Genomic DNA, 21,501 nt, shown 5'->3' with positions numbered 1-21,501 from the left:
TAGATTAAGAATAAAGATAATTGGGAACGTTCCCTGATTAAATAAAGGAATGAGTAATTATGACGAAAGCATCCATAAAAGATATTGCAAGAAAAACCAATCTTTCAACGAGCACAGTTTCAAGGGCTTTAAATTCTCAGTATGGAGTAAGTAAACAGACTCGTATTAAGGTGATGGAGGCGGCTAAAGAATTAGGGTATGTACCGAATTTATTAGCAAAAGAATTGGTTCATAATAAAAGTAATTTGGTTGGTTTACTTATTAAGGACAGTACTATGGGGGAAGCACGTCCAGCTTTTTTTGAAATGCTCCCATATATTAATAAAACATTAGCGCTTTATGGTAAGAATACCATCATATCAGCAATTGATCCTCTTAGTATGGAGGACAATGAGCTGGAGACCATTATTAAGACGCGAAATTTATCTGGTCTAATTATTTTTCCGGGTCTTCAGTATAAATCAATTTTAAGTCAAATAAAGAAATCAACGCTTCCAATTGTCATTATTGAGGAAGATCTAATGTTAAAGCATTGTTCTTGTATTGGAACAGACGAATACCATGGTACTGAGTTAGCGGTTAAGAAATTATTTCAATTGGGTCATAAAGAAATTGGCTTTATTAATGGACCTGATAATATTGGTATATGTCAAAAAAGACTAATAGGGTTTAAGAATGCTTTAGAAAAGTACGGATTGCAATTTAAGGAAGAAAGAGTGATTTATAGTGACTTTTCGGGTATTGGTGGTGGAGAAAGTGCTTTATCGTTAATTAAAGCTGATTCCTCTATTTCTGCTATTTTCTTTGCGAATGATTTAATGGCAATGGGGGGAGTATCCACTTTAACTGAACAGGGTTTTAATATTCCAAAGGATATATCTATTATTGGCTATGATGGGTTGTATATGACGCCTTATTACAATCCTTCGTTAGCAACCATTAAAATTAATAATCAAGAATTGGGAATCAAAACTGTAGAGGTATTGATAGAACTTATAAACGGGGGAAAAGGAAAATCTTTATCCATCAAACCAACTTTTCAAGATGGAAAGTCAATTAAGTCGTTAATATAACAATTTTATAAGAAAATTTATATAAACAAAGAGTATTGATAATGGTGCCAACCCCCCCCCAATGCATTTAATCGTAACCTCATTGGGGGGCAAAATATACAGACAACCTATATTTTTAAAACTTCCTCGACAGTAAAAGAAACACAAGGAATGCATTCTGAGGTAACGGTATCTCCTGCATCAAAAATATGGAGTAGTTCATATGGATGGTTTTGTGCTGTGAGGACATATTGTTCAATGGTCAAGTTAAAGGGATCGACAATCCAGTATTCCGGAATACCAAAACCTGCATAGCTTTCCCTTTTGACTGTTCGATCTCGCTTGGCGCTATTTGGTGAAAGAATTTCAATAACTAAATCGGGTGGCCCAACAACTGCATGCTCCTCAATAATGTGCTCACGGCTGCGATGAATCATTAGAATATCCGGCTGTCTCGTTTCATTTTCCGATAGAATTACATCAACAGGGGCATACATTACGATATACTCGTTCTCGCATGTATCAACCAACCTTCGTTCTAAACGTTGACTCAAGCGTTGGTGAGTCGTCGAAGGTGAAGGCTTAAGTTCGAGTTGTCCGTGAATAATCTCGTATTGGTTGCCGTCTTCCGGTAATTGATAATAATCTTCCACCGTCCAACCTGTTTCTTTGACGATGTTGTGTTCAGTACGTTTCTTTTCTTTCATTCAATTTTCCTCCCTATTAGATGGTTTTATTTGAGTCTAAATGGTAGGTTATTTTAAATAAATTATCGCATTTATATAACCCTCAAGCAATCATCCTTTGAGAGAAATACATAAGAGTAGACGTTGAAAGAGGAATTTTTCCTGAGATGCAGTTCGAACTAAAAATAAATTTTTTTTTTTGGGACCGTATGGTTTTATAAATAATTTCCGTCTTATATAGTGAATAGATATTATGAGAGGTTGACAATGAACAAGAACGAAGAATTATTTTGTGGGATATAACGACGGTTGAAATGGAAGATGGTTACATTGTAAAACACAAGAGCTATTATTTTTGCAAGGAATTCCTTTCTTTGGCAGCAAAAGAGCTTAAAGTGAGACTGGACGAAGATAATGAGTTATTTGGACATCAATGGTAGGTTAGATAAAAAATGAACCTTGGGTGGACCAAGGTGGGGGTCTTTGGAAAGAGTTTGCAGTTATGGACCCTGACGAATATTGTAATGCATTTGGTGGTACAAATGGACAAAAAGATTAATGGTAAATTTAGTTTTTAATGCAATATTAGGAACGGGGCATTCCTTAACAGGGGATGCTTATTCTTATTTTATAAACAAGTTTTTTTTATAAAAAAGTACAAAACCCTTGTTACTTCTTAAAGTTTAAACGAATAGGTTGTAGATTCCCAATGCTTAGAGCTCGTTTTTTTCTTGCCATTCAATCCTATTTTTTTGAGTTCCTTTCCTATCATCATATTAAAAAATCCATGCCCAACCAAAACCACATTATTATGTTCTTTGGCACATTCAACTAAAAACGCTGAAGCTTTTTTTGCCCTTATTTTAGCATCTTTTAAGGACTCGCATCCATTTGAATAACCGCTAAACCAAAGACATCTCAAAATGGCCGCCCAAATATTTGGATATAATTTTAATCCCACTAATTTTGCTAACGGAATAGGTAATTCTGTTTCACGAAATAAAGGGTCTGAAATAGCTGATATGTTGGGGTTTAATAACTTGGCGGACTCAACAGCCCTTTTCAAATCACTCGTCAGGACAATATTTGCTGTACCTATTTTTTCAAGAGTTTCCGAAGGGTAAGATTTCTCTTCAAACACTCCATTGCTGTCATATTTTTCAACCCAATTTTTAAAATCCTGACAAGCTATTGGTTTATTTTCAATCCACAAAGATTTACCATGCCTTACTAATGTAATTTCCATATAAGACTCCTATTATCCAGTTCACTCATCATTTATTAATTCCTTTTCTAGTAGGCTAACATGTTAAAAATTATAATGCTACTCAGAAATTGCACATTCAATAAAACCAATAATTACAGTGTGAACATAATAAAAGATTGATAATTTATATTTAAAACGAAATAAAGGTGGAAAAAATGCATAAAATTTTTATTTTGCTTAAAGGGAAGACCCAAACTTTTCACCCTTTAGTTTGGGTTCTGCTATTTGGTACATTCATTTCAAGAGCAGGTTTTTTTATGAGTATCCCTTTTTTAGGGGGAGCATGGTCGGATCGTTTTGGAAGATTTCCAGTAATAATTGTTTCCATGTTACTATGGTCGATGATGTTTATAGGATTTGTTTTCGCAAGTGAAATATGGCAGTTCTTTTTACTAAATGCACTTAGTGGTTTTTGCAGAAGTTTATTTGAACCTACTGCACGAGCCTTATTAGTGGATGTAACTCCTACAGATAAGAGAATAGATGTGTTTAATACACGATATTTTGCCATTAATATTGGCGGTGCAATTGGACCTTTAGTTGGTCTATCTCTAGGATCCTCCAAGAATCCGCAGATGTTTTTCATAACAGCCATTATATTCTTTATTTGTGGGTTATTGCTTATTATTAGCAAAACAAAGTTTACTTTTTCCGAAAATAACATATCGCATTCCGAAAAATTCACTCTCAAAAGCAGTATGAGAATAATTGCATCGGACAAAGTATTTAAGTTCTTTCTTATTGGAAATATATTTACAACCGGGGCATATGCACAATTAGATACTACACTTTCTCAATATTTAGGTACAGAAAATGTCGGTGTTTATTCCTTTCTATTTGCTGCTAACGCAATAGCTATTTTAATTCTGCAATTTCCGATTGTTAAAATAATGAAAAAATATCAACCTCTAACAGCATTAAAATTAGGCAGTTTTCTTTTTGCTTTAGGCATTTCTGGATTTGGTTTTTCAAACTCTATGATTTTATTGGTTCTATCTGTCGTTTTTTTTACTGTAGGGGAAATATTATGTTTTATCATTGGTGATGTTTTAATTAGCGATATTGCCCCGAAGCATTTAAGAGGAGCGTATTTTGGAGCCTCAGGACTGCAATTTTTTGGTCAAAGTGCAGGAGCATGGTTGGGAGGGATGTTACTAAGTATTTTAGGAATAAATAATGGAATCTTGATATTTGGAATCCTTTCAATATTAACATTGAGTGCATATCCTTTCTTTCAGCATGGGGAAACTCTTCTAAAAAAGGAAGTAGATATAAGGCAAAATACTAAAATTTCATAATACAATACATCATTCAAAAAATTATAGGAGGCTTAAAATGCAAATTTATAATTTTAGCAAGGATAATGGTAAAAAGATAGGAATATTTAATTCGAATTTTATTATGTCCCGAATTATTGAAACGAATAAAGGTGCGCACATAGGATGTATGTATTTGGAGGAAAATGGGATAATTGGTTATCATCAAGCAACCATTCCCCAACTTCTTTTAATTTTGGATGGAGAAGGATACGTATGTGATGAAAAAAAGGAATATTTTAAGGTACGATCCGGTGACTCTATATTTTGGGAAAAAAATGAATGGCATGAAACAAAGACAGAAACTGGTTTAACTGCAATTGTCATTGAAAGTGAAGAATTAAACCCATCACTGTATATGCCAAAAAAACATTGGGACGTTTCTTCTGTGTCTTTTTAAGAAACAGAAGAAACGTCCAGGTGTATTCCAAGATGAGCTGGGGTATTAGCAATGAAAAAGAATGAATATACTTTCCGAATGAATAAAGTAATCGATTATATTAATCAGAACTTGGATTCCGACCTATCCTTACAAGCATTAGCAAGAATTGCAACTTTTTCCCCATACCATTTTCATCGGATTTTTAAAGTGGTTGTAAGCGAATCAGTACATGATTTTGTAAATCGATTACGTATGGAAAGAGCAGCGAAATTATTAAGACATCAAAAGAGCCAAACTGTAACAGAAATTGCGCTTCAATGTGGTTTTTCCTCTGCTTCAACTTTTTCAAGATCTTTTAAAGAGTATTTTGGAGAATCTCCAAGCCAATATAAAAAGACAGTGCCTAAAGTTTTCCAGAAAAATAGCAAGAATTGCAAAGTGTTTAGCAAGAATGGGAAAGAATCAAGTGCAAACTTTTTATACGATATACATAGAAAAGCGGATGAATCAGGAGTGGCTCATATTCATCGTAATAGATTTATAGTGGAGATTTGTACCCTTCCAGATTTTTATATTGCATATGATAGGATCCTACATGGGTTCAATAAAGGAATCTATAGCGAACGTATTACAAATGCATTTGAAAGGTCATTTAACTGGGCTGAAGCGAATGAGTTATTAACCTCTCATTCCAAAGCTATTGGGATATTATATGACAATTTTGATGTAACCACCTCATTAAATTTTAGATATGATGCTGGGGTATCGATTAATCAACATGTGGATTTGTTAGATGGAGAAATTGCTATTCAAAAAATTAGTGGTGGCAAGTATGCGATTTGTAGGGTTGAACGCGAAAATATAAATAGTCAGTCATTCAATGTGGCGATTGCAGAGCTCGGTCAAGCAGCTGATTTTTTATATGGCGAATGGTTACCCGACAGTTTCTATCAATTAGAGGATAAGCCATGTATAGAAATCTATCATTCCGCTAGATCTGATTCAAAAATTACGATTGATTTTTGCCTGCCAGTCATTCCGCTTTGAATAAAGCGCTTTTCGAAAAAACTTGAATAAAGGTAGGGAGAGATGAAGAATGACAGTGTACTATAAGGGATCTGGCCAGTATTGCTATGCAAATTCATTGGCTATGGCATTATCAAAAGAAGAGGAGTACGATCCAGGTTATTTAGAATGTTTAACAGGCGTTGCTATAAGTGCTTTTCTTACTGAAGATGGTTTACCGTTTTTTAGTAGTAAGTTCAATGCACCGGACAAAGGAATTAATCATGCACTCGACCATTTAGGCTACAATTATACTCACTATTTCAGTAAAATGGATGATAGGTTTGAAGGGGACAAGGCTTTTCAGGAGCTGGAACTACTTATGGAGAGCGGCCCAGTGATAGTAGGGCCAGTAGACATGGGGAAATTAGTATATATACCAAATCATGCTTATTTGGGTGGTGTAGATCATTATATCGTTGTTCACTGTGTCGATCGAAATAATGTCTACATACATGATCCTACTGGATACCCATATATGAGTTTAACAAGGGAAGAATTTATGAGGGCATGGAAAGCTGAAAGTATTGAATATAAAATGGGCTCCTATTCAATTTGGGGAAATTTTGAGAGAATTAGTTGTCCTTCTCATGAAGAACAATTTTTAAAAGCGGATAAGCAAATAAAAGATAATTTGTTGGTGGAAAAAAGTGCAAACGACGAAAATGTCGGTCCAAAATCTATTCTAAAAATTGCCGAAATCATTTCGAAAGGAAACTTATCTGATTCTTTAAAAGGACATTTATCCTTCTTTAGCCTTCAGTTAGGTGCCAGAAGGTGCTCCGATTTTTCTGCATTTTATAAGCCTTTTGATAAAGAGAGATGTTTGATCAAAGATTTGCAGGGACTGCACTTTGGATCTGCTCATGTAGCCTTAATGAGAAAGAACTGGAAACAAATGTGGGAGGATTTAAGAATGATTGCTGATTTAGAGGAGCAATTTCAGGAAAAGTGCATGCAGGTAAGTGTCTGACAACTTCATTTATACGTTTAATCAAAATCTATAATAGGAGGTTTCATCATGTGGAAAAAAATAGAATGTGTTGCCATTTATTCAGAGGATATTGATCAATCAATCGAATTCTATACAGCATTGGGTCTTATTAAAGCTTGGGATACCTTCCAAGATAGTGAGCAACGATTTAGAATAGTAGGCATGAGTTTTCCTGAGGGAGATTCGCAATTAGTGTTAAAATCTAATCCCGATCTAAAATTTATAGAGACGGAGATTATGGTAGAAGATGTATGCACCCTTTATGAAAAGTTAAAAGAAGTTAATGGAGTGAATTGGATCAGACCTCCTTTTTCAAATCCGCTTGGGGGGCATGTAGCTGTTATGGAAGCTCCGGATCGAAATGTATTTGTACTAGTTGGGAAATGAAATTAAGCGTGAACTGCACCCGAATTGTTAAGCAAAAACAACAATTCGGGTGCAGTTTTTATGACTAAAGATGCAATGAAAAAAATTATCGTTATCATTCGTTTCTATTTAAATAGTGGGAGTTTTAAGGGTGTAATCAGATTTTGCTAACCCTTTCCGCTTCTTTTTTAAATATCTTTCAGTCAATGAAAGATTAATGATTATGGAAATGATGATAGCAAGCGGAAAACCTACAGAAAATCCTAGATGAAGTAAAAATACAGTAATAGGCATTAACAGCCGGAAAGTAACAAAAACTAATGTGATTGCATAGCTGCGTATCATCCATCTTTGATGACTTTGAATTTTCCTTTCTCGAATCCTTTTCAAACCGATAAATGTTGTTGCGAACCAGAAGATATCAAGAATGAGAAATCCAATAGTACTCCCAATACCGCCAGTCGCATAAAAAGCAAGGTATATTCCAACTGGAACACTTAGGAAAATCGATGTGACATAAATCTTCCCAATCGACCGATGTATGTGGATATTTTTGCGGCTCTTTTTTAATAATTGAAATGGGCCAAGGATTAAAGCAATAGCACCTGTAACAATGTGAAAGTAAAAAAATATCCTCCATGTATTAAATGAAAACTCCGGGTTTTCAAATTTTCCGGATACAATACCTGCTTTTCGTGAATCGTTAAAGCCGTACGCAAGTAAAATATACCCGACAAAGGCTAGAATGCCTAAATAACAAAGCAAAACAGCCCAACTTAATTTGCGTTTGTTCAAATTATGTCCTCCTTTTGGAAATGGCGTTCATCATTTATCTAAATACCTTTGAAAACCAATATATTATTATATAAGGTTCAACCCGTCCTATATGCACTTAAAGTATTGTGTATTTTTATAAAACTTATAGACAAAAATGCATGTAATTACCCCCCAGTTGTTAAAGAAGGGAGGTTGCGCTTTTTTAACTTAAAAATTCTGTTACTAATTCATTTACGATATCTTTTTGCTCTGCGGGCAAACAATGAGAACTATTCGGAATTAATTTCGTTTTAATTTTAGGGAAACCGGATGCATTCTCAATGGCTTTTTTGGTTGAAGAATAGACAACTTCTTGCTCGCCGATTAATAAAAGCGTCTCTGGTTTTAACCGCTCAATATCCTTTCTGTCAAAAACTTTGGGCACAACCCTTAATTGAATCTTTCCATATTTATATCCGTTTAGAAATTGTTGATACAGTATCTCATCAGGTTCATTTCCCTTGGCAAACATCCAATTATATAAAACCCTTATAAAGAAAGAGTTACGAAACCATAATGATGGAAATAATTTAATAGGGAATTTCCAATTTAAACTAGCGAAACTCATAACGGGTGAAAGCAAAACTAATTTTTTTATACGGTCAGAATGTAAACTGTATTGTAAGGAAATCCAGCCTCCCATCGAGTGACCGACTAGGAAAATATCATTTAGTTGTAAGGCATCAAGTACTTCATTTAACCAAACATCAATATGTTCAGCAGAAGAAATTGGTTTCGTGCATTCGCTTTTTCCAAAGTCCCCAATTATATCAATAGCAAATACTCTAAAATTTTGACTCCAAAAAGATGCATTTGCAAACCACATCGTTGAGCTTACTGTCATGCCATGAATTAATACAAGGGGAGGGGCATCTTCTGAACCACAAGTAATGACATGCGTTTTTCCGAAAGAAGTATCAATATAAAAACTTTCTGTCTTAACTTTCCATTGTTCTAGTGATCTATCATAGGTCTCATAATATATTCGTTTCTTTTCTTCATTTTTAAATACTGAATAGGACATATTACACCCGCTTCATCAATTTATATTTACCATTTATTAATCCTTTTTCTAAAAGGCTAACCTTTTTAAAATTATGATGCTCTTCAGAAATTGTTCTTTTTAAAAAAGCAATAATTACAGGGAGAAAATAATAAAAAATTGATAATTTATATTCATAAAAATACTTACAATTTGAGGAAGAAGTTTTAAAAATGGATTCTGAATAAAAATAAAATCAGCAAGAAATGCAATCTTTCTCAGCGAATATTTAAACTCTCATGGGTTAGTCATTACATGATTTTGTTAATCGATTAAGTACAGAGTAAAGGGGAAATAAAAATGTTCTTTCTCCATATATTAGCATTCGTGTTACCTCTTGTGTTTCTTGGATACCAAATGGTAATAGATTTTGTGAATTTATATCCCTTTAATGATATTCATTCTCGGGATAAGCGGTTACGTAAATACGAAGTATTAGGAAATTATCCGCCACTTGTCGTTATCGCAGCATGCTTTTACTCTAATAGCGTGATTTGGCATTGGGTAGGTTTTATCATGGCCAGTATTATAATGGTTATGCATTTATTTGCATGGTGGATTCCTTATTTTACAGGATTTCCGAACCAAGTACGCACGGATTATGAAAAATACTTCAGTGAAACATTTAAGTTTTTACCTGCAATAAAAAAACATATCATTCCAGATGCAGAGCATGTTGGAGTTGGGGTGCTTTTGTCCGCCACTTTGGTTGTTCAAAGCATTTATTTATTCAGCTAACATTGTAGATAGAATTAACGAAGCCCCACAGTGTAAAATTCACAGTGGGGTATGGTATATATGGCCAAATCCTTTATTGGATTGACATCGATTGATCATTTCCGAAGCCATGGTTGAACCAATCCACCATATATTCATAAAAGGTAGAAAATTCATTATTTGAAGGAGGAATTTTGATGAAAAAAATCGGTGTTGGAATTATTGGAGTAGGCGGTGTAGGGAAAAGGGTATTGGAAGCTTTCCTAAAACATCCAGAAGTATTTATCGTAGGGATCTGTGATGTGAATGAAAAAATATTGCAGGAATTATCAGAAAGTATTGGGGAGGTTCTCCTTAGTACGAACCATCTCGACATCATAGAAAACGAACAGATAGATTTAGTGTATATAGCGGTACCACCAAAATATCATTATCCAATCGTAATGGAGGCTCTTGAAAACAATAAGCATGTGTTATGTGAAAAACCATTGGCGAATTCCCTTCAAGAGGCAGAGGCAATGTGGAAGACTGCGGATGAAAAAGATTTGGTGCATGCGATGAATTTTCCTACTTATTACCGAAATGCATTTAAAACAATGAATCAAATCATCGAATCAAATCGTTTAGGTACCATTCAACGGATTCAAGTGAAGTCTCATTTTCCGGATTGGCCAAGGGAATGGCAAAAAAACAATTGGATTAATACGAGAGAACAAGGTGGCTTTATAAGGGAAATAATGCCACATTACATCCAATTAATTCAGCATCTATTTGGGAGAATTCAAGATCTTCATTCAATTGTTACATTTCCTGAAAACTGTAGACAATCAGAAACGGGATTGATTGCAACAGGACAATTAGAAAATGGTATACCTTTAATTTTTGACGGGCTAAGCGGAACAGCTGAAAATGAATTGATGGAGTTTACGATTTATGGATCATATGGAATTGTGACATTAAAAGATTGGAACAATGTTTTTTTTGGAGAAAAGAATCAAGCTTTAACAAAAATAGAAGACATAAGTCCAATTAATCATCTTCTTGATTTAGTAGACAATGTATTGAAAGCGATTAATGGTGATCCAGCAACCTTAGTTACTTTTAAAGAAGGATATGAAGTTCAAAGAATCCTTGAAAATTTGTTAAGTTACAAAGAAACAGAATTGCAAACTATATAATGTAATCGACCATTTTTGTTTTTAACTAATCTAAGATGCAAGTCGAGAAATAGATAAGTATAACTTATAGAAACATATTGATATTTTAAAATTTTCTTACTCAACTTTTAGCATTGTGATGATCATTAGAAGGAATCAATTTACTTTATTTTAACCAAACTAGACAGATAATTGTTCTATTTACAATAAAAATTAGGATAGGAAAGAAAGCGTAATTGTAGTGAGGAAATATAAAAAAATGATAATTTATCATTAATGACTAAATATATAGGTGGGAATAAATGAATAAACTTTTCTGACTGACTAAAGGAAAAAACCGGACCTTTCACCCTTTGGTTTGGGTACTGTTATTTGTTACTTTCATTTCAAGAGTAGGCTTTTTTATGAGTATCCCTATGATCTATCTTATGAGATAAAAGGGTATGACAACTCAATTACAGGAGCCGTTTTAGGGATAAGGGGGAACATATGTCTAAAAAGGAAATGCACTCGAAAATTATCTTCCTTGAGGGTTTACCATCTACTGGGAAATCAACAAATTCAAGAATACTATTATCTCAATTTGAAAGCAATGGATATCACGCGAAATGGGTTCATGAAATGGCGAGACCGCATCCAACCCTTTTCTTTTATGAATCATGTTTAACCTATAATGAGTACCAATTGCTAGTTCGGAGATATCCAAATAGCTCCAATATATTAAATCGAGTAAAAAGAACAAGAAATAAATATATTGCATTTGATTTATTAGAAATAGAATGGAATAGATTCCTTGATGAAGAAGTGCTTCACGCAATTAAACAATTTGATGTCTGGAATTTTCCATTAGAAAAGTACATAGATGTTGCATTGGATAAATGGGAGGATTTTGCCCAGCAAATTAGAAAGCAAGACCAAATTATATTGTTAGACAGCAGTATTTTTCAGTTTCAAATTTATACCTTTTTATTGGAAAATGCATCATTTTCACTTCTTGAAACATTTCTATCCAAAATTTATGGTTTATTAAGAGAATTTAACCCGGTTCTTATCTATTTTTATAGGGATAACGTTAATGACACCATTACCTATATGGAAGAAGACCGAGGAATACAATTTTTTATAAATATATGGGAAAGAGATCAACATCTGCCTTATTATCAAAACCGTCCAAAAGGCGCTAATGGATACAAGGAATTTTTACGAGATTATCAGAAAACTGCGGAAAAGTTGTTCGAGATATTTCCATTTAAGAAGCTCCCATTTGAAATATCTGAGGGCAATTGGAGCAAATATGTACAAATGATGCTTAGTGAACTTGAAATCATACCTACGGAAATATCTGTTTCTTCGCTACCTGTGGGAAAATATGTGAATGAAGAACTTGGGTTTGAAATTAGGTTAGAAGGTTCCTTTATGATTGACCCAACTGGAACACGTAAGTGCCTCTATAAAAAAACGGAAAATGAGTATTACATAGAAAATCTCCCTGTTATTCTTTATTTAGAAACACCGGATAAACTAGTGATAAAGGGAGAACAATTATGTGACCGATGGACAACACTAGGATTGGTATATAGAAGAATTGACTTTTAAAAGTCATACAAATTAAATAAAGGAGGTAGGCACGTAATATTTTGGTTTATCGAGGAAGGCTCATCGCCTTTAATGAAATAACATTTACAAAAAAATTTTTGAAAATGACAATAAATCTAGTTGGAGTGAAAACATGGTAAAACTAGTAAAAGTTCTATCAGAACAAAAACCTATCTTGGAAAACCTTATGCAATTTTATATCTATGAATTTAGTAAATATATTCCTGGAATTACTTTAGAGGAAAATGGATCGTATAAACCCTTTGATTTAGATCCATATTGGGAGAGCCCAGATTTACATCCATTTTTTATAATGCTCGAAAGTGAATATATTGGTTTTGCTTTAATTGAAAGTGAAAAAGAGGGTAATCCGAATACAGTAAAGGAGTTTTTCATTATACAAAAATACAACGGAAAAGGATTTGGCAAAAGGGCGGCCATTCAGTTATTTCAGATGTTCCCTGGTAGTTGGAAGGTAACACAAATTGCTAAGAATTATCCTGCACAGGCTTTTTGGAGAAGTGTCATTTCTGATTTCACGAATGGGGACTACGCAGAATACTATGATGAAAATAGAAAATCCGTTCAAAAATTCATTGTTTAAGTCTCTATTCATATACTTTGTTGCTTTTGGAAAAAAGATACGAAAATCTATATGATTTTTCAACAAAGGCACAAGAGGCAATGAAAGAATATATTGAGACACGGAAAGCGGAAAGAAAAAAACTTAATAAACTGCGTGATGATGTTTTAAGCAAAAACAAGGGGAAATTAAAAAACAAAAAGCGAAACAAAAGCATTAAGGGCGTTAGATTGATGAATTCAACAAAAATAACAATTCCTAGGAATTAATTAATGCAATGTTAAATTTAAAAAGTCGATTTCTGTACGTTAAGGAATCGACTTTTTATTTTGAAGTTTTGTTAGTAAATCCTATAGTATAGGTCACCAGAAAATTAGCTTCTAGAATTCTAATGATTCCCCTTTTTCATACCGAACAAATCGCAGAATAGAAAAAGGTTCTCCATTGTTTTTATCATTCAAAGCTTTTATCATATCCCCTACTGTTTTGTCTGGATCCATGACGAAATCTTGTTCTAATAAACAACTATTTTTGAGGTACTTCTTTAGTTTTCCCTGTATAAATGTTTCAAGTATGTTTCCAGATAAACCCTCATTTTCTGCTAAAGTTTTTAGAATAGCTTTTTCTTTATTTAAAACATATTCGGGAATTTCCTTCTTATCCAAATATTTTGGATTTGTTGCGGCTATATGCATTAGCAACGTTCTAATAAAAGATTTAATTTTAGGGTTGAAGAGTGTATTAAAAGATGTTTCCACCAATACACCAATCTTACCCTCCGTTAAATAATCGTCATGGATATAAGCATCAATCACACCATTTCCAGCTGCCTCAAATCTTGTAAAGCGTTTAATCATTATATTTTCGCCGAATGTATTTACCAAATTATGAAGCATATTTTCTACTGTTTTGTCTCCCGGTAACTTTAGTGAAAGTAAACAGTTTAGATCATCTGGGTTCTTTTCGGCTACAAGTACGGTTATATCCTTTACAAACTTTCTGAAAATGTCATTCTTAGCTACAAAATCTGTTTCACAGTTTACCTCTATAATTGCACCATTTCTTTGGTCCGGAGCAACATAAGCATGTACTAGACCTTCTGAAGTTGTACGACCCATTTTTTTGTTTGCTGTGGAGAAACCCTGTTTTCTAAGAATCTCAATAGCCCCGTCTAGATTTCCGTTTGATTCAATCAAGGCATTTTTACAATCCATTATTCCTAACCCTGTTTTTTTCCTTAATTCTTTAACTAAAGATGAACTTATAATATTATTCATCGCACTTTCCTCCTTTTTTATTGAACGGTGGTCAATAAAAATCAAAAAATTAAATTTGTTGATTTTTTATTAAAAAATCAACAAATTGTTCTGCAATAGTCATTCCGCGGTCTAAAAACTGCTCACTTCTAAGATGGTATGAGACAAAACCATGAAGTGAGACAAATATGAAATAAACTTCTGAAGAAATAACATTAAACTTCATTACTTCATCTTCAAATCTTTTGTAACTATCTAAAGGGGCAGAATGTAGTAAGAATGCGTCCTCTTTTGTAATAAACATAATTTCATAATGGTGTGGGTACTTAAAGCCAAAGTCCACAAATCCTAATAAAATATCCTTTAGACTATGCTCATCACTAACAATATTTTCCATTATTGAATCGAGTAAATTAAACCCTGCCTGGAGCAGTTGATTAAATAATTCAATTTTGTTTTTAAAATGATAATAAATTGCACCATGACTGCATCCTAATTCTTTAGCAATATCACGCATGGAAACCTCTTGAAATCCTTTTGCCGAGAATAAATTGCGAGCGGCATTAAGAATTTGTTCCTTTGATAATTCTTTTTCGACTGATTTTCTTGGAGACATTAAATCACCTTCTAATTTTTAATTGACCACTGTTCAATAATATAATGACATGCGTTAACTTTGTCAAGCACCAAAAATACCTAAACTTAATGTGTCTTTTTTTTTATTGAAATAAGTGGGAGGGAAAGCTAGGTTTTATAGCGACTCAACAGGTTCAAATTTTTTAAATCTATAAAATACTTTGCAACAGTAATCACCATTTATTTTAAAAAATAAACAACAATTTCTAAAGAGAAAGCCCTTAGAAAAAGTGTAAAAATATTATCATCATCTCCCTTAAAAGGAAGGAGAAACGGTATGATGATAAATAATACTAATCTAAAACAATATATAAAGGAATTGATGGATTTTACAAGCATTCCAAACAATGTTTATGACCCAAATCAAATAAGAAATAATGCCGAATTCTTAAAGTCCATTATGGAAAGAAAAGGAATAACTACGGAACTGTTGGAAACACCTACAAATCGGCCTCTAGTATTCGGGGAATTAATTACTCCAGGTGCAGAGCAAACCATTTTAATTTATAGCCATTTTGATGGGGTTCCGGTTGAAGAAGAGTCATGGAACTCTCCACCTTACAAACCAGTTCTAAGAAAAAGCTTAGATGGTGAATCATTGAACATTGAAGACATTCCGAGTAATGACATACAAAATTATAGAATTATTGGTAGATCTATTGCAGATTCAAAAAACTCCATTATTGCATCGCTAGTAGCAATTGACATACTTCGTCAAGAAAACATTTTTCCTAAGATTAATATTAAATTCCTTTTTGATAGTGAAGAGGAAGTGGAATCCCCAAGCCTTAAAGAACTTCTATCTTTACACGAAGATAAAATGAAGGCGGATTTAGTTATCTCGGCTTCAGGAGAAACTCATCAAAGTGGTTTGCCAACAATAGAGTTAGGGTTTCGAGGCATCTTACAATTTAATATAAGTGTATATACTGGAGCGGTTGACTTACACAGTGGCCACTTTGGAAACTTCCTTCCTAATGCTGCTTTTCATCTTTCCACTCTTATCTCCTCCATGAAGGATGAAAAAGGGAAGGTATCTATTATTGGGTTTTATGATGATGTGACTCCAATGACCGCAATAGAAAAGAAAATAATAAAGGAAATACCACAGATTGAAAACGACATAAGAGGTATGTTTGGTATCAAAAAACCTGAAATGGATGGGTTATCCCTTCAGGAATTAATTAATCTGCCAACCTTAAATGTTAGAGGTTTATCTGGAGGTTATGTTGCGGAAAGTGGGAGAAATATTATTCCAAGCCAATCCACGGCTGAATTCGATGTCAGGCTTGTGAAAGGAATGGATCCTGATATAATCCTTCATTTAGTAAAGGTTCATATTCTTGAGCAAGGGTGGACTTTAATGGAAGAAAACCCTACTTTAGAAGATTTGCAAGCTCTCGGTAAGATTGCAGTGGTAGAACAAAAAGCTGGATTTCCTGCAACCAAAACGAGTTACGATTCAAAAGAAGCACAATATGTAATAAACGCAGTTAAAAAAGTTTTTGGAAATGATATTGTCATCATGCCAACGGAAGGAGGAAGCCTGCCACTGTACATTTTTGAAAATATTAATATACCAGTGATTGGCTTACCTACATCTAATTTTGATTGTAATCAGCATACTCATAATGAAAACTTACGAGTGGACTTCTTTAAAAGAGCCGTTGAAACCTTTCTTTCCTTGTATACATGTTAATGGTGTATTTTTAGGATTTAAATTTCGAAAAAGTTAAATATGAGTAAAAAAAGGTGACGGTATCCCTTAAGGTAAATCTTTTGATCACTCGATAACGGACCCATGTTTGAAGGGGGATCAGGTCGCATTGTAAAAATTGTTCTATTAATTAAAGCAATTTTTAATGAGCGGTGTATATAAAGTACTGATACATTTATAAAGAAAAATTATTCACTTCTATACAGTATGTATTGGCAAAGTCAGGAGGAGGTATTTCAATGAACACTAATATCATAAATAATCAAATGGAAAAAGAACTAATTAAGTACCACAGATGTGCAGAAGTAGATATTGATTTAGTTTTTTCCGCATTCTCCAAAGGATTTTCGGATTATATTATTAAAATAGAAATGCCAAAAGAAACATTTATAAAGAACTTTTTTGGACCTGAAGGAAATAGCCTGGAACACTCATTTATGGCTACTTATGATGGCGAACCAATCGGTGTCATCCTTGGCGGTATAAAACACTACGAGGGCATTAAAACCATGAGGTGTGGTGCCTTGGCTGTTAGCCCTGATTTTAGAGGAGAAGGAGTAAGTAAAAGGCTTTTTGAATTGCATAAAGAAGAAGCACTCAAACATAATTGCAAGCAGCTGTTTTTAGAGGTAATTGTTGGAAATGATCGAGCTATTAATTTTTATAAAAGACTCGGTTATGAAAAGATATATAATCTTTCTGTTTTCTCCTTATCTGATCCATCCCAATTACCAGAGGCGAAAATACTGGAAAATGTCGACTTCAAAAAAACGAGTTTCATTGATTATGAGAAAGCAGCAGTGAATTGGGACTATCATATTAATTGGCAAAATGATGTGGACTATATTCGATTAGCTGAAAATTATCATTTCTATGGTGCTTATGTGAAAAATGCAATTGTCGGGTGTTTATGTGTCAGTGGTACCGGAAGAATTAGCTTTTTAATGGTGGATAAAGACCACAGGGGATATGGTATTGGCATCGCTTTATTAAATCAAGCCAAAGCGGATTTTGATTTAAAGAATATGACGACATCTTTTCCGAATAACAATAAGCTAGAAGGTTTTCTTAAGCGCTTAGGATTTAAAAGAAATAATCTAGCACAATATGAAATGTACTATATTTTATAGTGGACTTTTCTGTACTTTAAAAATAACAATGCTAACTCAAAATAGATGGGCGGAAGTATTACTATGAAATTAATGGTTGGAGTCATTCTTATTTTAATAAGTGTTGTGCATGTTATATATGGGGAGAAAAAATTAGTAAAGGAATTAATGGTTTTAAAAGCTGATAACAGTTTAATTGGGTCTTTAAGAGTAATGTCACTACAAGGTGGTGTTTTACTGTTATTTGTAGGTTTAATTGAATTAATGATCTATATCGGTGCCATTACGCTTTTCGGAATTTCCAGATTTTTTCCCCTTGGAATCATATGCTTAAATGTAATTTGCTGTTTAATCGTTTCTATTTTTAAACATCGCGAATTAATAAAAGCGATGATTCCTCAACTATTAATCTTTTTTATTATTATAATTATCCAATTATTAAGTATTCGTTAATTGAACAATCTTAAATGTGAGAGTTTATATGGGGAGTGGATTGCCCGCCTCCATTTTTTGTTTGTTATCAGGATACTTATGATTAAACTTTCAGGTTGATTTCTTTAATAGAGCGATTAATACTATCCTCTCTAAATATATGACCTTTAAGAATAAAAAGGATGTGAAAAAATGACTCATAATAAATCTGCCTTGTTGACCATAGATTTACAGATGGGGCCATTATGGGGCACTTTTAAAAAGGAAGAAGTCATGTGTTCAATGAAAAATTTAATACAGAAAGCAAAAATAGAAGAAGTTCCAATTATTTATACTCAACATGAAGAACCAGCTGGAGGCATATTAACCCGAAATTCTCCATATTGGCAATTTGTGGACGGTGTTTCTCCCAGATCGCAAGATATAGTGATTAATAAATTGGCAACGGATGCATTTAATCATACAAAACTGCAAGAAATACTAGGGGAGTTGGAGGTAACTCATTTAGTTGTAATGGGTGCAAGAACGGAATATTGTGTAGATACTACATGTAGAGCTGCCATATCATTAGGCTATGATGTTACATTAGTAAAGAATGGACATACAACCGTGGATGGAATAATTCCAGCGGAGGAAATAATGGATCATCATAACTATCATTTAAGCACTATTGGAAGCCCTGATCGTAAGATAAAAGTGGTGAAAGAATGTGATATTGAATTTTTAAAACAGCAATGAAATATTTAGATAATACGGAGTGAAATGATGAAGGGTAGGACAATTTATAAAAGCGCTGAAGGGAAAACATACATTGTCGGGCACTATGAAAATTATATGCAATCATTTAAATTTGATGTTGAAAGGTACTATATTGACACAAGCTATGGAAAAACTCATGTTATTGTATCTGGTCCAAAAGTGGGAAAGCCTATATTTATATTCCAAGGTGGGAATTGTATAAATCCAATGACTTTATCTTGGTTTTCGTCGCTTACAGATGAGTATAGAATATATGCCCCAGATACAATTGGTCATCCCGGATATAGTGAAGAAATTAGGATTTCTGCGAAAGATCATAGTTTTGCGCAATGGATCCTAGAATTAATGAACCATTTTAATGTTGATCAAAGTGCCTTTATCGGTCCATCCTATGGGGCGGGAATTATTTTAAGATTGGCAGCCTTTATGCCAAATAAAATAGATTGTGCAATATTAATTTCTCCAGCGGGAATAGGTTTAGGATCTAAATTGAAAATGATGAAAGATGTCTTATTGCCTTTAGTCTTATATCACGTTACCTCTTCAGAGAATTATCTTAATAGTATTGCAAAAGCATTATCAGATAATAGAATGAAAGAAATAGATAAAAAAATTATTGGCGATATATTCAAATATACCAAGCTTGAACAAGAGATGCCCAAATTGACGGAAAAAAAGGAGCTCGTTCATTTCAATTCTCCTACTTTAGTTATTTCGGGAAAAAGGGATATTTTTTTTCCAGACAAAAGAATAAATAAAATTGCTAATGACATTATCCCAAATTTGATAGATTTAAAATCCTATGATATGGGTCATTTCCCTTCAGAAGAATACCTAGTAAAAATAAATAGCGATATAAAAAAGTTTTTGAAAAAACATTATTAAAATGAAACATTTATCATAAATTTTATATTAAATATTAGGTCCCTAATATCTTTAATAAAAATAAGTAAGTAGGTGTTTAAAATAGAATGTGAATTTATTGAAAAACTTACACAAAATCAGATAATAGATTTACATCATTTATTTCAATTGGAATGGTGGACAAAAGGGCGCAATTTAAACGATGTTAAACGAATGGTTGATAATTCTGATATAATTGTTGCCTATTGCTTACCCGAAACGAACGAACTGATTGCTTTTGCAAGGGTCTTAACTGATTATGTCTATAAAGCTTTGATTTTTGATGTAATGGTAAAAGAATCTTATAGAAAGAAAGATTTAGGTCGAAGATTGGTAGATAAAATTATGAAGCATCCTTTATTAAAGGATGTAAAGCATTTTGAATTATATTGCAAATTAGAAATGCTGCCGTTTTATAGAAAATGGGGGTTCACTGAGGGTATTGGCGAAGTAGTTTTTATAAGAAAGGAAAATTATTAATCTTCCTCAAAAAACATCCAACCAACACATTCAACCAGTTAAATAGGGGAATAAAAAAATGGCGTATAATTATCCATACGTCATTTTTTTAATTCACTTAACAAGTGAAGCTGTGTTTCTTTTCTTCAAGTTATCTCTCCACTGCAAATAAATATACTCCCTATAACAAGCGAACAAATAGAAAATATATTCATATAGATGAATTGATTAATTTTTTTATAATGAAAATTTGTTTATGAAAATGTATAATGTATTTGTAATATTAGGAAAAACAAGTGGGGGAATGCGTCCTGAGGTATGTGAATTTAAAATTACCCAACACAAAGCTTATGTTGTCCCGTTTTGATTCATATTCATCAGACCCAGTTGAACATGATCATGGGGATGATTATCAAATTACCATCCCATTAGAGGGAAGTACTTTTTTGGATCAGAATAAAGTAGTAAATAAAGTGGAATCAAGCAAGCACTTTCTAACATTTCCCGGAGAAAAACATTTTCATTTCACAGAAGAAGATAAGAGTCGGATATTGTTAGTAAATATAAATAAGCATTTTCTTGATCACGTTGTTTCAACAAAATTGAATAATCATGTAAATGATATAGAATTCTTTAACCAAATTGATTACTCCTCTGAGAAATTAATTAAAACTGCGGATGAATTAATTAAACTTAACCTCTTTGATAATAATCATCAAATTCAAACAGAAGAATTGGAATGGGAACTAGCGGAAATATTTTTATCCATTCAAAAAGGATCTCACTCGGAACTATGGGAAAAGGAGTACATGGTAAATTGCAATCCAATTATAAAAAATGTCATTCATTATATGGGGGAAAATTACCATAATGATTTATCATTAGATATCTTGGCTGATCACTGTAAGATGAGTAAGTTTTATTTAATCAAGCTCTTTAAGGAAGTTCTAGGATGCACACCAAGCCAGTACCTATTAGGAATTAGATTGGAGCATGCTAAACATCTATTACTAAAATCGGATTGGGATATTACAAAAATATGCTTTGAAGTTGGATTTGGAAGTCTAAATACTTTTGAAAGAGTATTTAAAAAAAGATGGGGGATTACCATTTCGGAATTTAGAAAAAAATACAAGATTTGAACGTATTTTTCAAAAGCGTGTTAATACTAATATGGGTTTACTTGTGAGG

Annotated in this window: 24 protein-coding genes; 18 read left to right on the top strand and 6 right to left on the bottom strand. The window is 33.1% G+C overall.

Annotation, left to right across the window (positions count from 1 at the left end; genetic code table 11):
• The first annotated feature begins 59 nt into the window (after nt 1-59).
• Nucleotides 60-1,073: a LacI family DNA-binding transcriptional regulator gene (locus NSQ59_RS18430; RefSeq protein WP_055740731.1), complete on the top strand. Its 1,014-nt coding sequence runs from the start codon at nt 60-62 to the stop codon at nt 1,071-1,073.
• 107 nt (nt 1,074-1,180) lie between these two features.
• Here the strand turns inward: NSQ59_RS18430 and NSQ59_RS18425 are convergent, their stop codons facing one another.
• Entirely contained in the window at nt 1,181-1,759 is a 579-nt protein-coding gene (locus NSQ59_RS18425) for a Uma2 family endonuclease (RefSeq protein WP_055740730.1), read from the bottom strand.
• Between the two features lie 269 nt (nt 1,760-2,028).
• Here NSQ59_RS18425 and NSQ59_RS18420 point away from each other — a divergent pair, with 269 nt between their 5' ends.
• Nucleotides 2,029-2,178: a hypothetical protein gene (locus NSQ59_RS18420; protein WP_161809268.1), complete on the top strand. Its 150-nt coding sequence runs from the start codon at nt 2,029-2,031 to the stop codon at nt 2,176-2,178.
• A 236-nt stretch (nt 2,179-2,414) separates the two neighbouring features.
• Here the strand turns inward: NSQ59_RS18420 and NSQ59_RS18415 are convergent, their stop codons facing one another.
• Nucleotides 2,415-2,984 (bottom strand): histidine phosphatase family protein, encoded by a 570-nt coding sequence (locus tag NSQ59_RS18415; RefSeq protein WP_055740729.1) that lies wholly within the window; start codon nt 2,982-2,984, stop codon nt 2,415-2,417.
• A 278-nt stretch (nt 2,985-3,262) separates the two neighbouring features.
• On the opposite strand from NSQ59_RS18415, the gene NSQ59_RS18410 reads away from it, so the two are divergent.
• From NSQ59_RS18410 to NSQ59_RS18390, 5 genes are read left to right on the top strand one after another with little or no spacing between them, the layout of a single operon-like run.
• Nucleotides 3,263-4,303, top strand: coding sequence for an MFS transporter (locus NSQ59_RS18410; RefSeq protein ID WP_340832391.1), 1,041 nt, complete (start codon nt 3,263-3,265; stop codon nt 4,301-4,303).
• A 37-nt stretch (nt 4,304-4,340) separates the two neighbouring features.
• Nucleotides 4,341-4,721 (top strand): cupin domain-containing protein, encoded by a 381-nt coding sequence (locus tag NSQ59_RS18405; protein ID WP_055740727.1) that lies wholly within the window; start codon nt 4,341-4,343, stop codon nt 4,719-4,721.
• Between the two features lie 51 nt (nt 4,722-4,772).
• Entirely contained in the window at nt 4,773-5,750 is a 978-nt protein-coding gene (locus tag NSQ59_RS18400; RefSeq protein ID WP_055740726.1) for an AraC family transcriptional regulator, read from the top strand.
• A 49-nt stretch (nt 5,751-5,799) separates the two neighbouring features.
• Nucleotides 5,800-6,741, top strand: coding sequence for a cysteine peptidase family C39 domain-containing protein (locus NSQ59_RS18395; RefSeq protein ID WP_055740725.1), 942 nt, complete (start codon nt 5,800-5,802; stop codon nt 6,739-6,741).
• Between the two features lie 48 nt (nt 6,742-6,789).
• Nucleotides 6,790-7,149, top strand: coding sequence for a VOC family protein (locus tag NSQ59_RS18390; RefSeq protein WP_055740724.1), 360 nt, complete (start codon nt 6,790-6,792; stop codon nt 7,147-7,149).
• Nucleotides 7,150-7,257: 108 nt separating this feature from the next.
• On the opposite strand, the gene NSQ59_RS18385 is transcribed toward NSQ59_RS18390, so the two are convergent.
• Entirely contained in the window at nt 7,258-7,923 is a 666-nt protein-coding gene (locus NSQ59_RS18385; protein ID WP_055740723.1) for a DUF2306 domain-containing protein, read from the bottom strand.
• A 184-nt stretch (nt 7,924-8,107) separates the two neighbouring features.
• The gene (locus tag NSQ59_RS18380; protein ID WP_340832390.1) at nt 8,108-8,968 is read right to left on the bottom strand and encodes an alpha/beta fold hydrolase; all 861 of its coding nucleotides are present in this window, start codon (nt 8,966-8,968) and stop codon (nt 8,108-8,110) included.
• A 318-nt stretch (nt 8,969-9,286) separates the two neighbouring features.
• On the opposite strand from NSQ59_RS18380, the gene NSQ59_RS18375 reads away from it, so the two are divergent.
• From NSQ59_RS18375 to NSQ59_RS18360, 4 genes are all read left to right on the top strand, one after another.
• The gene (locus NSQ59_RS18375; protein ID WP_340832389.1) at nt 9,287-9,724 is read left to right on the top strand and encodes a hypothetical protein; all 438 of its coding nucleotides are present in this window, start codon (nt 9,287-9,289) and stop codon (nt 9,722-9,724) included.
• Nucleotides 9,725-9,900: 176 nt separating this feature from the next.
• The gene (locus NSQ59_RS18370; RefSeq protein WP_340832388.1) at nt 9,901-10,881 is read left to right on the top strand and encodes a Gfo/Idh/MocA family protein; all 981 of its coding nucleotides are present in this window, start codon (nt 9,901-9,903) and stop codon (nt 10,879-10,881) included.
• Nucleotides 10,882-11,349: 468 nt separating this feature from the next.
• Complete coding sequence (locus tag NSQ59_RS18365; RefSeq protein WP_340832387.1) at nt 11,350-12,456, top strand: hypothetical protein; 1,107 nt, start codon at nt 11,350-11,352, stop codon at nt 12,454-12,456.
• A gap of 133 nt (nt 12,457-12,589) precedes the next feature.
• Nucleotides 12,590-13,060, top strand: a complete 471-nt coding sequence (locus NSQ59_RS18360) for a GNAT family N-acetyltransferase (RefSeq protein ID WP_340832386.1) — start codon at nt 12,590-12,592, stop codon at nt 13,058-13,060.
• Nucleotides 13,061-13,419: 359 nt separating this feature from the next.
• Here NSQ59_RS18360 and tsf read toward each other — a convergent pair whose 3' ends face one another.
• Both tsf and NSQ59_RS18350 read right to left on the bottom strand, forming a co-directional pair.
• Nucleotides 13,420-14,316 (bottom strand): translation elongation factor Ts, encoded by an 897-nt coding sequence (tsf, locus tag NSQ59_RS18355; RefSeq protein ID WP_340832385.1) that lies wholly within the window; start codon nt 14,314-14,316, stop codon nt 13,420-13,422.
• Nucleotides 14,317-14,365: 49 nt separating this feature from the next.
• Nucleotides 14,366-14,911, bottom strand: coding sequence for a TetR/AcrR family transcriptional regulator (locus NSQ59_RS18350; protein ID WP_055740715.1), 546 nt, complete (start codon nt 14,909-14,911; stop codon nt 14,366-14,368).
• A gap of 297 nt (nt 14,912-15,208) precedes the next feature.
• On the opposite strand from NSQ59_RS18350, the gene NSQ59_RS18345 reads away from it, so the two are divergent.
• The 7 genes from NSQ59_RS18345 to NSQ59_RS18315 all read left to right on the top strand — a co-directional run bounded on the left by NSQ59_RS18345 (nt 15,209) and on the right by NSQ59_RS18315 (nt 21,452).
• Complete coding sequence (locus NSQ59_RS18345; protein ID WP_340832384.1) at nt 15,209-16,630, top strand: M20/M25/M40 family metallo-hydrolase; 1,422 nt, start codon at nt 15,209-15,211, stop codon at nt 16,628-16,630.
• Between the two features lie 284 nt (nt 16,631-16,914).
• Entirely contained in the window at nt 16,915-17,778 is an 864-nt protein-coding gene (locus NSQ59_RS18340) for a GNAT family N-acetyltransferase (protein WP_055741270.1), read from the top strand.
• A gap of 63 nt (nt 17,779-17,841) precedes the next feature.
• Nucleotides 17,842-18,210 (top strand): hypothetical protein, encoded by a 369-nt coding sequence (locus tag NSQ59_RS18335; protein WP_055740713.1) that lies wholly within the window; start codon nt 17,842-17,844, stop codon nt 18,208-18,210.
• A gap of 171 nt (nt 18,211-18,381) precedes the next feature.
• The gene (locus tag NSQ59_RS18330) at nt 18,382-18,927 is read left to right on the top strand and encodes an isochorismatase family protein (RefSeq protein ID WP_055740712.1); all 546 of its coding nucleotides are present in this window, start codon (nt 18,382-18,384) and stop codon (nt 18,925-18,927) included.
• 96 nt (nt 18,928-19,023) lie between these two features.
• The gene (locus NSQ59_RS18325; protein WP_321198666.1) at nt 19,024-19,833 is read left to right on the top strand and encodes an alpha/beta fold hydrolase; all 810 of its coding nucleotides are present in this window, start codon (nt 19,024-19,026) and stop codon (nt 19,831-19,833) included.
• Between the two features lie 72 nt (nt 19,834-19,905).
• A complete protein-coding gene (locus NSQ59_RS18320; protein WP_083489378.1) occupies nt 19,906-20,331 on the top strand; it encodes a GNAT family N-acetyltransferase in 426 nt (141 codons plus the stop codon).
• A 299-nt stretch (nt 20,332-20,630) separates the two neighbouring features.
• On the top strand, nt 20,631-21,452 hold the full coding sequence (locus NSQ59_RS18315) for an AraC family transcriptional regulator (protein WP_055740710.1): 822 nt from the start codon (nt 20,631-20,633) through the stop codon (nt 21,450-21,452).
• Nucleotides 21,453-21,501 lie beyond the last annotated feature (49 nt).

The organism is Margalitia sp. FSL K6-0131 (assembly GCF_038008735.1).
GTDB classification, from domain to species: domain Bacteria; phylum Bacillota; class Bacilli; order Bacillales; family Bacillaceae_C; genus Margalitia; species Margalitia shackletonii.
Note: the sequence above shows the minus strand (reverse complement) of the source record. Positions and strands in the feature narration are given on the sequence as shown.

Excerpts from the sequence above, each read along its gene's own strand:
- NSQ59_RS18430 (WP_055740731.1), top strand. The coding sequence starts at position 60 with ATGACGAAAGCATCCATAAAAGATATTGCAAGAAAAACCAATCTTTCA.
- NSQ59_RS18425 (WP_055740730.1), bottom strand. The coding sequence starts at position 1,759 with ATGAAAGAAAAGAAACGTACTGAACACAACATCGTCAAAGAAACAGGT.
- NSQ59_RS18415 (WP_055740729.1), bottom strand. The coding sequence starts at position 2,984 with ATGGAAATTACATTAGTAAGGCATGGTAAATCTTTGTGGATTGAAAAT.
- NSQ59_RS18410 (WP_340832391.1), top strand. The coding sequence starts at position 3,263 with ATGAGTATCCCTTTTTTAGGGGGAGCATGGTCGGATCGTTTTGGAAGA.
- NSQ59_RS18405 (WP_055740727.1), top strand. The coding sequence starts at position 4,341 with ATGCAAATTTATAATTTTAGCAAGGATAATGGTAAAAAGATAGGAATA.
- NSQ59_RS18400 (WP_055740726.1), top strand. The coding sequence starts at position 4,773 with ATGAAAAAGAATGAATATACTTTCCGAATGAATAAAGTAATCGATTAT.
- NSQ59_RS18395 (WP_055740725.1), top strand. The coding sequence starts at position 5,800 with ATGACAGTGTACTATAAGGGATCTGGCCAGTATTGCTATGCAAATTCA.
- NSQ59_RS18390 (WP_055740724.1), top strand. The coding sequence starts at position 6,790 with ATGTGGAAAAAAATAGAATGTGTTGCCATTTATTCAGAGGATATTGAT.
- NSQ59_RS18380 (WP_340832390.1), bottom strand. The coding sequence starts at position 8,968 with ATGTCCTATTCAGTATTTAAAAATGAAGAAAAGAAACGAATATATTAT.
- NSQ59_RS18375 (WP_340832389.1), top strand. The coding sequence starts at position 9,287 with ATGTTCTTTCTCCATATATTAGCATTCGTGTTACCTCTTGTGTTTCTT.
- NSQ59_RS18370 (WP_340832388.1), top strand. The coding sequence starts at position 9,901 with ATGAAAAAAATCGGTGTTGGAATTATTGGAGTAGGCGGTGTAGGGAAA.
- NSQ59_RS18365 (WP_340832387.1), top strand. The coding sequence starts at position 11,350 with ATGTCTAAAAAGGAAATGCACTCGAAAATTATCTTCCTTGAGGGTTTA.
- NSQ59_RS18360 (WP_340832386.1), top strand. The coding sequence starts at position 12,590 with ATGGTAAAACTAGTAAAAGTTCTATCAGAACAAAAACCTATCTTGGAA.
- tsf (WP_340832385.1), bottom strand. The coding sequence starts at position 14,316 with ATGAATAATATTATAAGTTCATCTTTAGTTAAAGAATTAAGGAAAAAA.
- NSQ59_RS18350 (WP_055740715.1), bottom strand. The coding sequence starts at position 14,911 with ATGTCTCCAAGAAAATCAGTCGAAAAAGAATTATCAAAGGAACAAATT.
- NSQ59_RS18345 (WP_340832384.1), top strand. The coding sequence starts at position 15,209 with ATGATGATAAATAATACTAATCTAAAACAATATATAAAGGAATTGATG.
- NSQ59_RS18340 (WP_055741270.1), top strand. The coding sequence starts at position 16,915 with ATGGAAAAAGAACTAATTAAGTACCACAGATGTGCAGAAGTAGATATT.
- NSQ59_RS18335 (WP_055740713.1), top strand. The coding sequence starts at position 17,842 with ATGAAATTAATGGTTGGAGTCATTCTTATTTTAATAAGTGTTGTGCAT.
- NSQ59_RS18330 (WP_055740712.1), top strand. The coding sequence starts at position 18,382 with ATGACTCATAATAAATCTGCCTTGTTGACCATAGATTTACAGATGGGG.
- NSQ59_RS18325 (WP_321198666.1), top strand. The coding sequence starts at position 19,024 with ATGCAATCATTTAAATTTGATGTTGAAAGGTACTATATTGACACAAGC.